The following is a 13324-nucleotide window of genomic DNA, read 5'->3' as shown; positions in this document are numbered from 1 at the left end:
GGGGGTATCAGTGACAGATCTGTGGCCGCGGCTCGAGCCGCTGCTTGCGAGCGCCGAACGACCGGCGCGCTACCTGAACCATGAATTCGGCTGCGTGCACAAACCCGAGGCGGACTTCCGTTTCTGCATGATGTATCCGGATACCTACGAGCTGGGGCAGGCCAATCAGGCCCTGCGCATCCTGGTGAACGTGGTGAACGCCGTGGACGGCATGGTGGCCGAGCGCGCCTTCCTGCCGGCGGCGGAGTTCTGCGACACCATGCGCGCCGAGGGCTTGCCGCTGTTCTCCATCGAAAGCTGCGCGCCCGTGGCCGAGTTCGATGCGCTCGGCATCACGCTGTCCCACGAGCTGGTTGCCACGAACGTGCTCGAGGCGCTTGACCTGGCGGGCATCCCGCTGCATGCGCAGGACCGCGGCGAGGATGACCTGTTCGTCATCGGCGGCGGCCCGTGCTCGTTCAACCCCGAGCCCTATGCGCCGTTCTTCGACATCTTCATCATCGGCGAGGGCGAGGAGGCGCTGCCCGAGTGCCTGCAGGCCATCCGCCGCCTGCGCGCAGAAGGGGCGTGCCGTGCCGACATCCTGCGCGCCATCGCGCGCATGGACGGCTACTACGTGCCCAGCCTGTACCGCTGGCGCGATGAGGAGCAGGCGCAGCAAGCTGGCAGCTGGATCGAGCCTGTCGAGGAGGGTCTTCCCACGCATATCCAGAAGCGCGTGTTCGAGGGGTTCGCGGAAAGCCCGGGCTGGGAACCGTGCATCGTGCCGTTCACCGAGGTGGTGCAGGACCGCCTCAACGTGGAGGTGCTGCGCGGGTGCGCCCGCGGCTGCCGGTTCTGCCAGGCGGGCATGATGTACCGCCCGGTGCGCGAGCGCTCCGCCGACAACATCGTGAACTCGGTGGTGTGCGGCCTGGCGCAAACCGGCTATGACGAGGTCAGCCTGACCTCGCTGTCCTCCACCGACCACTCGCAGATCGCCGATGTCCTCACGCGTTTGAACAAGCGGTTCCAGGGCAAGGGCGTGCGCATCTCCGTGCCTTCCCAGCGCCTTGACAGCTTCGGCGTGGATATGGCGGGATTGGTGGCCGGCCAGAAGAAGGGCGGCCTGACGTTCGCCCCCGAGGCGGGTACGCAGCGCTTGCGCGACGTCATCAACAAGCAGGTGACCGAAGACGACCTGTTCGGCGCTGTGGACGCGGCTTTCGGCGCCGGTTGGCGCCGCTGCAAGCTGTACTTCATGATCGGCCTGCCCACCGAGACCGATGACGACATCAAGGGCATCGCCAGCCTGGTGCAGCGCGCCTACGATAGGGCGAAGAAGGCCGTGCCGGTCGAGCAGCGCGGCAACATCCGCATGTCGGTGTCGTGTGCGTTGTTCGTGCCGAAGGCTCAGACGCCGTTCCAGTGGGATGGCCAGATCGCCCCGGAAGAGGCCCTGCGCCGCGTGTCCCTTCTGCGCCGCAGCGTGAAGTATCGCGCCATCGACGTGCACTGGCACGACCCGTCCACCAGCTTCGTCGAAGCCGTCATGAGCCGCGGCGGGCGCGCTGCCGCCGCCTGGGTGGAATCCGCGTGGCGTCACGGCGCGCGCTTCGACGCATGGACCGAGCACTTTAGCGAGCAGGCATGGCGCGATGCCGCCGTCGAGGTGGGTCTTGACCCCGCCGCTGTCGCGCAGACGTCCTACGACACCAGCTACGTCATGCCTTGGGAACATATCTCCACGGGCGTGTCCACGCGCTTTTTGGCGCATGAGCGCAAGAAGGCCGCGGCGGAGAAGACCACGCCGGACTGCACCTTCGAGCGCTGCGCCGCATGCGGCGCATGCCCGGGCTTGGGCATCGACAACCAGCTGGCGCAGCCGCGCATCGCCGGCGGGTCGAACGCTCGCCCGCAACAGGCTGGCGAAGAGGGTGCGGCTGCGGCCGTAGCCGCCGAGCAGGCCGCAAGCGGACAGCCCGCCGCCGGTCCGCAAACCGCCGAGGAAGGGGAGTAGCATGGCCGAGCAGCAGACGTTCCGCATGCGCATCACGTTCGCCAAGCAGGGTCGCCTGGCGTTGCTGTCGCACCTTGAGGTGGCGCGCGCCATCGAGCGCGCCGTACGTCGCGCCCAGCTTCCCTTCGCCGTGTCGCAGGGCTTCAGCCCGCACATGAAGATCGCGTTCGGCGCCGCGCTGCCCGTGGGCGTGGGCGGTACGCACGAGATGGTCGACCTGCAACTTCTGCGCTATGTGCGTCCCGAGGAGGCCCTGCTCGCCCTGCAGAAGGAGAGCGTCCCCGACCTTATGGTGAAGGAATGCGTTTACATCGAGCCGAAGGCGCCTGCGGCTTCGGCGGCGTTCCCGCTGAGCACGTATCGTGCGCTGCTGTCGGCCGCGCCGGCGCAGCTGCCGGTGCCCGAGCAGGTGCATATCATCCGCAAGAAGAAGGAGAAAGTGCTCGATGTGGCCGATTTCCTGGTGGGGGAGATGCTCCTCGAGGGGGCGTCGCTGACGTTCACCTTAGAACAGAAGCCTATGGGCAGCCTTCGCCCCGACAAGCTGCTGGCCGCATGCCTTGATCAGGCTAACGCACCCGATGGCCAGGAGCAGGAGGTTCCGCTGGCGTTTCTGGTGGACAACGCTTGGACGCAGTCCATCGAGCCGCCCGCCGATGACCAGCCGCTGCGCGTGCTGTCCATGACGCGCATCGATCAGCGGGCGAAATAGGCTGAATAAACGACGAACGCCCTTGAGTCGCCTCCCATTTCTTGTGCATTGCGGGATGGGAGGCGCTCTTGCGCGTATTGCCATGATCGGGGTCGGGCACGGCGTCGATGCTAGGGCGGCCGATGCTAGGGCAGTCGCCGGGAGGCTGTTCGACGGCGTTAGGATGGCTGCCGCTAGGGTGGGCTCTGGAAGACTGTTCGATTTTCGGCTTGAGTTCGGCTTCCCCACGCGGGCCAGAATCTGTCGCAATGTGTCGTTACGAGTGGAAAACCGCCGGACCGCCAATTTTTTGAAAATAGTACTTGCATCGAATCGTTAACTGCTGTATTGTACTTTCTCGCAGCTGAACGGGGTGTTAGCTCAGTTGGTTAGAGCGCCGGCCTGTCACGTCGGAGGTCGCGAGTTCAAGTCTCGTACATCCCGCCATCTTTTTCAGCAGCACATGCACCAGTGGGGTGTTAGCTCAGTTGGTTAGAGCGCCGGCCTGTCACGTCGGAGGTCGCGAGTGCAAGTCTCGTACATCCCGCCATCTTTTTCAGCAGCCCAGGCACCAGCGGGGTGTTAGCTCAGTTGGTTAGACCGCCGGCCTGTCACGTCGGAGGTCGCGAGTGCAAGTCTCGTACATCCCGCCATCTTTTTCAGCAGCCCAGGCACCAGCGGGGTGTTAGCTCAGTTGGTTAGACCGCCGGCCTGTCACGTCGGAGGTCGCGAGTTCAAGTCTCGTACATCCCGCCATCGATTGTTCAAGCCCAGCCATTTGGCTGGGCTTTTTCATATTTTCGGGTTTGTTCGCTGTAGCCGTTGAACATTAACCAAGGTGAGGGTATGCGGCCGATGGTCACGTTGCTTGCCTTGACCACCGAGTATCAATAGGGGCGGGAACCCGTCAGACGACAGGCGCATCGCTTTTGTTCGCCCCCATGAATCGAACTCTCGCCTTGTTGCTTTCCTTCGCTTCCCCAGGCGTCTGCGTTTCCGGTAGTTTGGCGGATACGGTATATGGACTTTCCAACATACTTTCGATGTTTCGATTGAAACTCCTTGGCTCGTGCTATGGTTTAGGGGCTAAACATTAAGCAGCTAAACAATTCAGTATCGAAAGGAGATTCGCGTGGACGATACCGCAGCTGGATTGCGCCGCCGTTTGTTCAATGCCGCAGCTCGAATGCGAAAGCAACGTCAAGAGCCGCCGACGCCCAAAGGCATCACGCCGGCGGAGATGTACGCGATCATGGCGGTTTCCCGCCTTGAGGGCGAGGGGAGGAAGGTTCGATCCGGCGACATCGCCAAGTGCGGGCAGGCAACTCCGAGCGCCGTGTCCCAGACCTTGAAATCGCTTGAGGAGAAGGGCCTTATCACGCGTCAACGCGACAAGGGCGATAGCCGTGCGGTCACGGTGCATCTTACCGAGGACGGCCGTGCCTTCAGCGCACGCGGTCGCGAGCTGCATGAGCAGATGATCGACGAGGTGCTCACCTATCTCGGTCCCGAAGATGCCGAGCATCTCGTTCGCATCGTGGAGCGTCTGGTTGATCTCCCCGCTTGCAAGGCGGTGCGGGCGCAGCAGAACGGCTGCGCGCAAGCCGGCTGCCCGGTAGCGAGCGCTGGTGCAAGCCCCGCTTCCACTGCAGACGCCGGTCAAGCGGGTGCGGCCTCATCCCACGCGGTAGGCACGGCTATGGACGCGGGTGCTGCCTTTTCTGCTGCTGACGTCTCTTCGCAAACCGCTTCCGCGGAAGGCGGGCACCCATGCGCATAATCAAGAACCTTGCCCAGCACAAGCTGGTGGTGCTGCTCATCGTGGTGCTGCTGTGTGTGCAGGCTGCGTGCGACCTGGCCTTGCCCAACTACACCTCCGACATCGTCGATACGGGTATCCAGCAGCAGGGCGTGCAGGACGTGGCCGCCGAGCAGCTTACCGGGCGCACCCATGACCTGGTGGCCATGATGCTTCCCGAATCCGATGAGCAGATGTTCGCCGACGCTTATGCGCAAAACGAAGACGGCACGTATTCGCTGACGGAATCCGGCAAGCGTGATCGCGCCGCGCTCGACGACGCCATGGCGCTTCCCATGACGGTGACCTGCTATGCCGACCAAATCGCCGAGCTGGATCTTGACCAGGTGAAAGCCGCGTACGACCAGGGCATGATCGGCAAAGACGACATCCAGGCCATGCTCGACCGCGCGCGCGGATCTATGGGCGATATGGCCGATACCCTTATCGCGCAGCAGGGTTTGGCCGCCGCTCGTGCCGAGTATGAGCAGTTGGGCTACGACCTTGACGCCATGCAGATGGACTATTTGGCGGCAACCGGCGCGAAGATGCTCGGCCTTGCTGCGCTCGGCATGGTCATCGCCGTCATGGTGGGCTTTTTGGCGTCGCGCACGGCGGCCAAGGTGGGACGCAGCCTGCGCGAACGCCTGTTCAACCAGGTGGTCGGCTTCTCCGATGCCGAGATCCAGTCGTTCAGCGCCGCATCGCTGATCACGCGCGGGACCAACGACGTGCAGCTCGTGCAGATGGTCACCGTCATGCTGCTGCGCATGGTGCTCTACGCGCCTATCCTGGCTATCGGCGGCATCATCATGATCGCGCGCACCGACCTGTCCATGGGCTGGATCATCATCGCGGCGGTTGCCGCCATCGCGGTGATTATGGGCGTGCTCATGAAGGTGGCCATGCCGAAGTTCAAGATCATGCAGAAGCTCATCGACCGGGTGAACCTGGTGTCGCGCGAGCTGCTCACGGGCCTGCCGGTCATCCGCGCGTTCGGCCGCGAGCAGCACGAGGAGGCGCGCTTCGATGAGGCGAACACGCGCCTGATGAAGACGCAGCTGTTCACTAATCGCGTGATGACCTTCATGATGCCGCTCATGATGCTCATCATGAACCTGGTGTCGGTGGGCATTATCTGGTTCGGTGGCCACGCCATCGATGCAGGCAATCTGCAAACCGGCGACCTCATCGCGTTCATCACCTACTCCATGGTCATCATCATGGGCTTCCTTATGATCGGCATGCTCTCCATCATGCTGCCGCGCGCCGATGTGGCCGCTCAGCGCATCGATGAGGTGCTCGAATGCAAGCCCTCCATTGCCGACCCCGACCCTGGCAAGGCTAAGGACGCGCTGCTCGGCGCTAACGGGCTGCCGGGCGCGCGCATCGCCTTCGAGAACGTGAGCTTCAGGTACTCCGACGGCGCCGAGTGCGTGCTCGAGGATGTCAGCTTCACGTGCGAGCCGGGCAAGACCACGGCCATCATCGGCTCCACGGGCAGCGGCAAGTCCACGGTGCTCAAGCTGGCGGAGCGCTTCCATGACGTCACGTCGGGCCGCATCACCGTCGATGGCGTCGACGTGCGCGATGTCAGCCAGCATGCCCTTCGCGCTCAGTTGGGCTATGTGCCCCAGGCGGCTTTTTTGTTCAGCGGCACCATCGCCTCCAACGTGGGCTACGGCGTCGACGATGCCGATGAGGACCGCATCCGCGCGGCCGCCGATGTGGCGCAGGCGAGCGAGTTCATCGCCGAGCGTCCCGAGGGGCTGGCAACCCCCATCTCCCAGGGCGGCACGAACGTCTCGGGCGGTCAGCGCCAGCGTCTGGCCATAGCCCGCGCGCTTGCCACCGATGCGCGCGCGTACCTGTTCGATGACAGCTTCAGCGCGCTCGACTACAAGACCGACGCCGCGCTTCGTCATGAGCTTTCCAGCCGTTTGGGCGGGAAGACCGTGGTCATCGTGGCGCAGCGCATCTCCACGGTGCTCAACGCCGACCAGATCGTGGTGCTCGATGACGGTCGCGTCGTGGGGGCGGGCACGCACGAGCAGCTGATGGAAAGCTGCCAGGAGTATCGCGAGATCGCCATGTCGCAGCTATCGGAAGATGAGCTGAAAGGAGGTGATGCGAGATGAGCGCGAACAACGAGGATCTGAAGAAGGTCACGCAGCGCCGCCGGCCGCACGGGCCGGGCGCGCGCATGATGCCCGGTGAGAAGGCCAAGGACTTCAAGGGCTCCATCGGCAAGCTGGTGCGTTTCATGGGCCAGTTCAAGGCGGCGCTCGTGCTCGCCATCATCTTCGCCATCGGGTCGGCGGCGTTCAACATCGTGGGCCCGAAGGTGCTCTCGCAGGCCACCACGGAGCTGTTCGAGGGCTTGGTGGCGAAGGTGGGCGGCACCGGCGGCATCGATTTCGACGCCATCGCCGGCATCATCGCGGCGACGCTGGTGCTGTACCTGGTCAGCGCGGTGTGCAGCTTCGTGCAAGGCTGGATGATGACGAGCGTCTCGCAGCGCACCTGCTACGGGCTGCGCCGCGCCATCGCCGAGAAGATCGACCGCATGCCCGTGGGGTACTTCGAGCGCAACTCAACCGGCGACACGCTCTCGCGCATCACCAACGACGTGGACACGCTCGGCCAAAGCCTGAACCAGGGCGTGACACAGCTCATCACCTCGGCCACCACCATCGTTGGCGTGGTGATCATGATGCTGACCATCAACCCGCTGCTCACGGGCATCACCATGCTCATCCTGCCTGTGTCCTTGGTGCTCATCTTCACCGTTGTGAAGGCATCGCAGAAGCACTTCAGGGCACAGCAGGCCATGCTCGGCGCCATCAACGGCCAGGTTGAGGAGACGTTTTCCGGCCATGCCATCGTGCGCGCGTTCAATCGCGAGCAGGCGGTGGCCGAGACGTTCGGTAAGACCAATGCGAAACTCTATGAAAGCGCTTGGAAATCGCAGTTCCTGTCGGGCTTGATGCAGCCCATCATGAACTTCGTGGGCAACCTGGGCTATGTGGGCGTGGCGTTGGCCGGCAGCGTGCTGGCCGTGCAGGGCGTCATCACCGTCGGCGACATTCAGGCGTTCATCCAGTACGTGAAGAACTTCACGCAGCCCATCACGCAGCTTTCGCAAGTGGGCAACGTGCTGCAGCAGATGGCCGCGGCCGCCGAGCGCATCTTCGCCTTCCTGGAGGAGCCCGAGCTTGAGGCGGAGAAGCCCACGGCCAAGGCCGCCGACGTGGATTGCGACGTGGAGTTCGATCACGTGCGCTTCGGCTACGATCCCGATAAGCCCGTCATCGGCGACTTCTCCGCTAAGGTGCGCCAGGGTCAGACCGTGGCGCTGGTGGGCCCCACCGGCGCGGGCAAGACCACCATGGTCAAGCTGCTCATGCGCTTCTACGATGTTGACGCGGGCGCCATCCGCCTGGGCGGCACCGACATCCGCGAGTTCTCGCGCACCGACGTGCGCAACCAGTTCGGCATGGTGCTGCAGGACACGTGGCTGTTCAACGGCACGGTGCGCGATAATATCGCCTACGGCAAGCTCGACGCCACCGACGCCGAGGTGGAGGCAGCGGCGCGTGCGGCGTACGTGCACCATTTCATCACCACGTTGCCGCATGGCTACGACACGGTGATCAACGAGGACGCCAGCAACATCAGCGCAGGTCAGCGCCAGCTGCTCACCATCGCCCGCGCCATCTTGGCCGACAGGCGTATGCTCATCTTGGATGAGGCCACCTCAAGCGTTGACACGCGCACCGAGGAGCGCATCCAGAAGGCCATGGACAACCTGATGGAGGGTCGCACATCGTTCGTGATCGCGCATCGGCTGTCCACCATCAAAAACGCCGACCTTATCTGCGTGTTACAGCATGGCGACATCGTTGAGCAGGGCACGCACGAGGAGCTTCTTTCCCTTGGCGGCGTGTACGCTGAACTGTATAATTCTCAGTTCGAGGAGGACGACGTCGAAGACGAGTAGCGTGCAGAGGGGCGCGCGGCTCGGCTCGGCTTGGGACGAAGGCGCGCGCACATGACCGCACAATCAGAGGCAATGCAGACGGCAAGCCGCAACGGGGAGGGCCCGGTGCGGCTTGCCGCGTTCGATTTCGACGGCACTTCGCTTGACGGCAACTCGCCCGTCATGCTGGTGAAGCATCTTGCAAAGCTTCACATGCTCAACCCCACGGTGCTGCTGCGCATCGGGCTGTGGGCCGCGGCGTACAAGCTGCGCCTGCCGCAGAACGAGGCGTGGGTGCGCGGGCTGGTGTTCCGCGCCTTCGCCGGCAAGCCCAAGGCCGAGGTGGACGCCTTCCTTCATGATTTCTATGACGAATGCGTGGCCCCGCATGTGCGCGAGCAGGCCAGGCAGGCTATGGATGCGTGGCACGAGCAGGGCGTTACGGTGATATGCGTATCGGCCACCTTCGAGCCCATCATCGAGCGCGCCATGCGGGACCTGCCCTTCGATTACCAGATCTCCACGCGCATGAAGGTGAACTATGACGGCACGTACGCTTGCGAGGTGGACGGCGTGCCGGTGGAAGGCGACCGCAAGATGATCGAGCTGCGCCGTTTCGCCAACGCGAAGTGGGGCGAAGGCGGCTGGGAGCTGGCAGCGTCCTATGGCGACCATCACTCCGATCGCGCCCTGCTCGCCGGCGCCAAGCAGGGGTTCGCCGTATGCCCCGACCGCCCGCTTGGGCGCACCGCCCGCGAACGCGGCTATCAGGTGCTTGAGTGGTAAACGCTTTCGGGCATGTTCCCGGGAATCGTCTGTAGCGCTTGGGTGGGGTCTGCTGCTCACGTTGTTACGGGCGACGGGGGGCTTTGCGGTGCGCTGGAGAAACGGCTTCTATCGGCGTGTTCTGCCGATGGGGCCGTCGTTGCGTCCCCACATGGCAGGCTCGCCTTAGCTTGCCCGGGTGACAGGTTTGTTTCGATTTCTTGGCTTGCGGCCGCATTGTGGCCGCTTCCGGTAAAATGATACCGAACTATAGCTATTTTGACACTTGAAGGAGGTTGGGTCGATGTTTGATAACGACATGAACGATATGCCCAGCCGAAGCGATGAGCCGTCCAGCTCCGTTTCCGGATACCTGAACAGCGCTGAACAGGCTGCTGAGCAGGGGAACCTTATGCTGGCGCTGCATCTGTACCTGGCGGCGTTCGAGCGCGGTCAGGCAGCCGAGGGCGCTGTGCCCTCCGAAGCCGCCATTGCCGGCCTGAAGCGCGCATGGCGTCTGGCGTGCACCTTGAAGGAGCGCAGCATCGCCGAATACGTGTTCGAGCGCATGGAGCCGTACCTGTCCAGCGACGAGGTGGCCGCCTGCGCGGACCAGCTTCAGGAGCTGGCCCTTGCCAAGCTCGAGGAGTTCGGGCTGTCTCGCGACGAGCTTGAGGACATGACCGACATGATCTCGCAGGACATGATGGGCGAGGGCGGACCGCGCATGCTGCGCGTGGAACACCTCACGCCTCCGGGCGTGCCCGGAGGCGCCGGCAAGCCCGAAGGCGACGCGGCTGCAAATGCCGTGGCCCCGACGGCCGGCGTGGATGCCGCGGGGGAGCGGCCCGTGGCCGCCGGCCCGGCGCCGTCTGAAAAGCCGCAGACGCCCGCGGGAAAGCCCGCGCCTGCGCCGGCTGCCGCGCAGCCCGTGCTCGCTCCCATCGAGCATCTCACCTATAAAGAGCTCGTGGGCTTTGACGAGGCGGTGCGCTCGGTGCGCTCGCTCGGCCTCGGCATGCAGAAGGATCCCGAGTTCCAGCAGCTTGTTCGCCAGCTCAACGTGCGCCACGGCCTCGATCGCATGCCCGCGTGCGACGCGCTGCTCATCCGCAGCCCAGCACGTGAGGACGCCAACCAGTTCATGATGGCCACTTGCGGCGAGCTGGGGCTTCCGGTGCTGCGCATGCGCATGGAGGAGAACATGCAGGGCATGCCCGTGCTGTGCGTCATGGCCCAGGCTGACCGCCAGCCCAAGCTCAACCAGGCTCGCAACGCCTTCGAGGAGCCGGCGGTGCTCGTCATCGAGGACATCGACCTGTGGGCGGCGCCCGCCTTCGATCAACCCGAGGATATCGGCGGACTGATCATGTCCACGCTTTCGCGCGGCGCGCGCGAGGCGGTCAACCTCATCCGCTCCTCGGCCGACGACCCTGATGTGTTCGTGCTGTGCACTTCGGCGCTCGGTAACGACGTGGACCCGTATTTCTTCGATCTGCTGGGACCGGTCTCGGCGGTGGACATCGATTATCCCACCGAGAAGGAACGTGCCGACATCTGGATGGAGATCGCCCGCGAGCATCCGTCCGTGCGCGGCGTCGACCGCGATCAGCTGGTCAGGTTCTCGCAGGGCATGCCGCGTTTCGATATGCACATGGCGGCGCGTGAGGCCATCGAGGAAGCATATAAGGACAGCCTCACCAAGCGGCGCTACATTCCGGTGACTACGGACAACCTGTTCGATAAGCTGGCTGCATATCAGCCGCTCGATTCGCCGGAGTACAAGGCGCTCGAGCAAGCGGTGGTCGATGACTTTAGGAGGGAGCTCGACCATTTGGACGACCTGTTGAAGGGGGACGGGCAGTAATGGATATCACGCGACGTTGCGATTACGCGCTTCGCATCCTGGAGGCCGCATACGAAAGCGGCGACTCGTACGTGTCGGTCGCCGACATCTCCGAGCAGGAGGACATCCCGTACGCGTTTGCGCGCAGCATCCAGCACGACCTGGTGAAAGGCGGGCTTATCAAGACGGTGCGCGGCGCGCGCGGCGGCCTTGCGCTCGATTGCGACCCGGCTCAGATCACGCTGCTCGAGGTGCTCGAGGCGGTGCAGGGGCCTGTCAGCGTCTCGCTGTGCGCGGTGGACGCCGAGTATTGCAAGCGTCGCGGAGGGTGCTCGTACAACAAGTTGTGGATGGGCGCGGACAGCCTGCTGAACAGCTATTTCGACTCCATCACGCTCAAGGAGCTCATGGAGCAGGGTGGCCGGCACCCCGTCATCAGGAAGGCCATCGATTCGGCGCCTCCTACGGCCCGCATGTCCTGCCCGGTGGACGCGTGCGGCGGCTGCGGCGCGCAACCCGCTATCGGGGAAGCGCAGTCGTAGGCGTGGCGCGCAAAAGCATAGCCGATCTTGCGGCGTCCGCGGTTTGGCCCGCGGGCGCCGCCATGTCTCAGGACGAGTTTTGCCGCTACGTGCTCTCTGAGGGGCAGCGACTCTATCGCGACCTGCCGTGGCGCGGCATCGATGACGCCTACGGCGTGCTGGTGAGCGAGGTCATGCTCCAGCAAACGCAGGTCAAGCGCGTGCTGGGGCGATGGGAGCGCTGGATGGGCATGTTCCCTTCCCCCGATGCGCTGGCTGCCGCGGCGCCCGCCGATGTGCTTGCCGAATGGCAGGGGCTCGGCTATAACCGCCGCGCCTTGGCGCTCAAGCGTGCGGCCGAGGAATGCTCGCAGCGCTTCGGCGGGCGCCTGCCCGAAACGGTGGAGCAGCTGCAGGAGCTGCCGGGCATCGGGCCGGCAACGGCGGCCGGCGTCACCTCGTTCGCCCGCAATCTTCCCGCTATCTATATCGAGACGAACGTTCGCACCGTGTTCATCCACACGCTGTTCCCCGATTGCGAAGCGGTTTCGGATAAGCAGCTTGAGCCTTTGGTGGCGGCCTGCTGTCCCGAAGCGGGCCAGGTTCGCCGGTGGTATTACGCGCTGTTGGATGTTGGTGCGGATCTGAAGTCGCAGGTGGGAAACGCCTCGCGGCGCAGCGCGCATTACACGCGTCAGTCGGCGTTCGAGGGGTCGCGCCGCCAGAAGCGAGCATGCCTGGTGCGCATCGTGCTGGCATGCCCGGGCATCGCCGTCGAGCAGGCGGCGGTGCGCTTAGACGCTGAGGAGCGCGCAGCCGGAAGGGAAGCGGTTGACCCGCAGCTGTTCGCCGGCATCTGCGCCGACCTGGAACGGGAAGGCTTCTTCCGCCAGGAGGACGGGCGCCTGTTCCCATAAAGAACAGCGGCCCGCAAATTCCGGACACATAACGCTACGTCCCCGAAGTGTCCGAATCGTGACACTTCGGGGACGTAGCGTTATGTGTCCGTTCGGGGGTGCGGGTTCATGCGCCCGATGGGGGTATGGTTCAAGACGAGAGGATCATCGTGGGGTTCGTTGAGTTGTTCTTGATCGGCGTGGGGCTTTCCATGGACGCCTTCGCCGTTTCCGTTTGCAAAGGGCTTGGTATGAGCCGCCTGAACATAAGGCAGGCAACCATCATCTCGCTGTTCTTCGGCGGGTTTCAGGCGCTTATGCCCCTTATCGGCTGGGCCCTGGGCAGTCAGCTTGCCGACCTTATCGCGCCCATCGACCACTGGATCGCGTTCGCGCTGCTGGCGTTCGTGGGCGGCAAGATGCTGTGGGATGCGTTCCATGAGGACGACGAACAGGGCGAAGAAGCGCAAGGCGCCAGGCTCGACCTCAAGGAGCTGATCATGCTGGCCATAGCCACCAGCATCGACGCGCTTGCCGTGGGCATCACCTTCGCGTTTCTGCAGGTGGCCATCGTGCCGAGCGTTGCCATCATCGGCGTGGTCACCTTTGTGCTCAGCTTCGTAGGCGTTGCCGTCGGCCATTTTTTCGGCGCGCGCTTCGAGAAGCCCGCAACCATCGTGGGCGGCGCGGTGCTCATCCTCATCGGCGTGAAAACGCTGCTTGAGCACCTTGGCGTCATCGCCCTATAAACGGCGAAGCGGCCGCTCCTTGGGGCGGCCGCGTTCGTTTCGCTGCATATATATAAGTGCGCGCAAGACCTTGAGCCTCG

At 64.1% G+C, this 13324-nt stretch carries 10 protein-coding genes and 4 tRNA genes; all 14 read left to right on the top strand.

Annotated elements, in window-relative coordinates; all coding sequences use genetic code 11:
* Positions 1-10: 10 nt before the first annotated feature.
* Positions 11-1999: a TIGR03960 family B12-binding radical SAM protein gene (locus tag DW178_RS06435; RefSeq protein ID WP_118350203.1), complete on the top strand. Its 1989-nt coding sequence runs from the start codon at positions 11-13 to the stop codon at positions 1997-1999.
* A gap of 1 nt (position 2000) precedes the next feature.
* Positions 2001-2711: a TIGR03936 family radical SAM-associated protein gene (locus DW178_RS06430; protein WP_118350202.1), complete on the top strand. Its 711-nt coding sequence runs from the start codon at positions 2001-2003 to the stop codon at positions 2709-2711.
* Positions 2712-3060: 349 nt separating this feature from the next.
* A tRNA-Asp gene (locus DW178_RS06425) sits at positions 3061-3137 on the top strand.
* A 26-nt stretch (positions 3138-3163) separates the two neighbouring features.
* Positions 3164-3240: transfer RNA gene (locus DW178_RS06420), tRNA-Asp, on the top strand.
* A gap of 26 nt (positions 3241-3266) precedes the next feature.
* Positions 3267-3343 (top strand) — tRNA-Asp (locus DW178_RS06415).
* Positions 3344-3369: 26 nt separating this feature from the next.
* Positions 3370-3446: transfer RNA gene (locus DW178_RS06410), tRNA-Asp, on the top strand.
* A 376-nt stretch (positions 3447-3822) separates the two neighbouring features.
* Positions 3823-4470, top strand: coding sequence for a MarR family winged helix-turn-helix transcriptional regulator (locus DW178_RS06405; RefSeq protein WP_118350201.1), 648 nt, complete (start codon positions 3823-3825; stop codon positions 4468-4470).
* The gene (locus tag DW178_RS06400; protein WP_118350200.1) at positions 4461-6626 is read left to right on the top strand and encodes an ABC transporter ATP-binding protein; all 2166 of its coding nucleotides are present in this window, start codon (positions 4461-4463) and stop codon (positions 6624-6626) included. Before DW178_RS06405 ends, DW178_RS06400 begins: the two co-directional genes overlap by 10 nt.
* Positions 6623-8488: an ABC transporter ATP-binding protein gene (locus tag DW178_RS06395; protein ID WP_118350199.1), complete on the top strand. Its 1866-nt coding sequence runs from the start codon at positions 6623-6625 to the stop codon at positions 8486-8488. Before DW178_RS06400 ends, DW178_RS06395 begins: the two co-directional genes overlap by 4 nt.
* A 51-nt stretch (positions 8489-8539) precedes the next feature.
* Positions 8540-9253 (top strand): HAD family hydrolase, encoded by a 714-nt coding sequence (locus DW178_RS06390; RefSeq protein WP_118350198.1) that lies wholly within the window; start codon positions 8540-8542, stop codon positions 9251-9253.
* 283 nt (positions 9254-9536) lie between these two features.
* Positions 9537-11099, top strand: coding sequence for an ATP-binding protein (locus DW178_RS06385; RefSeq protein WP_118350197.1), 1563 nt, complete (start codon positions 9537-9539; stop codon positions 11097-11099).
* Positions 11099-11620: an RrF2 family transcriptional regulator gene (locus DW178_RS06380; protein WP_042434577.1), complete on the top strand. Its 522-nt coding sequence runs from the start codon at positions 11099-11101 to the stop codon at positions 11618-11620. The genes DW178_RS06385 and DW178_RS06380 overlap by 1 nt, the downstream gene beginning before the upstream one ends.
* A 2-nt stretch (positions 11621-11622) precedes the next feature.
* On the top strand, positions 11623-12516 hold the full coding sequence (locus DW178_RS06375) for an adenine glycosylase (protein ID WP_316244715.1): 894 nt from the start codon (positions 11623-11625) through the stop codon (positions 12514-12516).
* A 125-nt stretch (positions 12517-12641) separates the two neighbouring features.
* Positions 12642-13244: a manganese efflux pump MntP gene (locus tag DW178_RS06370; RefSeq protein ID WP_286168550.1), complete on the top strand. Its 603-nt coding sequence runs from the start codon at positions 12642-12644 to the stop codon at positions 13242-13244.
* The last annotated feature ends 80 nt before the right edge of the window (positions 13245-13324 follow it).

Origin of the sequence: Eggerthella sp. AM16-19, from assembly GCF_003474385.1 — a bacterium.
Lineage (GTDB): Bacteria > Actinomycetota > Coriobacteriia > Coriobacteriales > Eggerthellaceae > Senegalimassilia.
Note: the sequence above shows the minus strand (reverse complement) of the source record. Positions and strands in the feature narration are given on the sequence as shown.

What these genes read in the sequence shown, in the direction of transcription:
- DW178_RS06395 (WP_118350199.1), top strand. Translation starts at nt 6,623, where the DNA reads ATGAGCGCGAACAACGAGGATCTGAAGAAGGTCACGCAGCGCCGCCGG.
- DW178_RS06400 (WP_118350200.1), top strand. Translation starts at nt 4,461, where the DNA reads ATGCGCATAATCAAGAACCTTGCCCAGCACAAGCTGGTGGTGCTGCTC.
- DW178_RS06370 (WP_286168550.1), top strand. Translation starts at nt 12,642, where the DNA reads ATGGTTCAAGACGAGAGGATCATCGTGGGGTTCGTTGAGTTGTTCTTG.
- DW178_RS06380 (WP_042434577.1), top strand. Translation starts at nt 11,099, where the DNA reads ATGGATATCACGCGACGTTGCGATTACGCGCTTCGCATCCTGGAGGCC.
- DW178_RS06390 (WP_118350198.1), top strand. Translation starts at nt 8,540, where the DNA reads ATGACCGCACAATCAGAGGCAATGCAGACGGCAAGCCGCAACGGGGAG.
- DW178_RS06385 (WP_118350197.1), top strand. Translation starts at nt 9,537, where the DNA reads ATGTTTGATAACGACATGAACGATATGCCCAGCCGAAGCGATGAGCCG.
- DW178_RS06430 (WP_118350202.1), top strand. Translation starts at nt 2,001, where the DNA reads ATGGCCGAGCAGCAGACGTTCCGCATGCGCATCACGTTCGCCAAGCAG.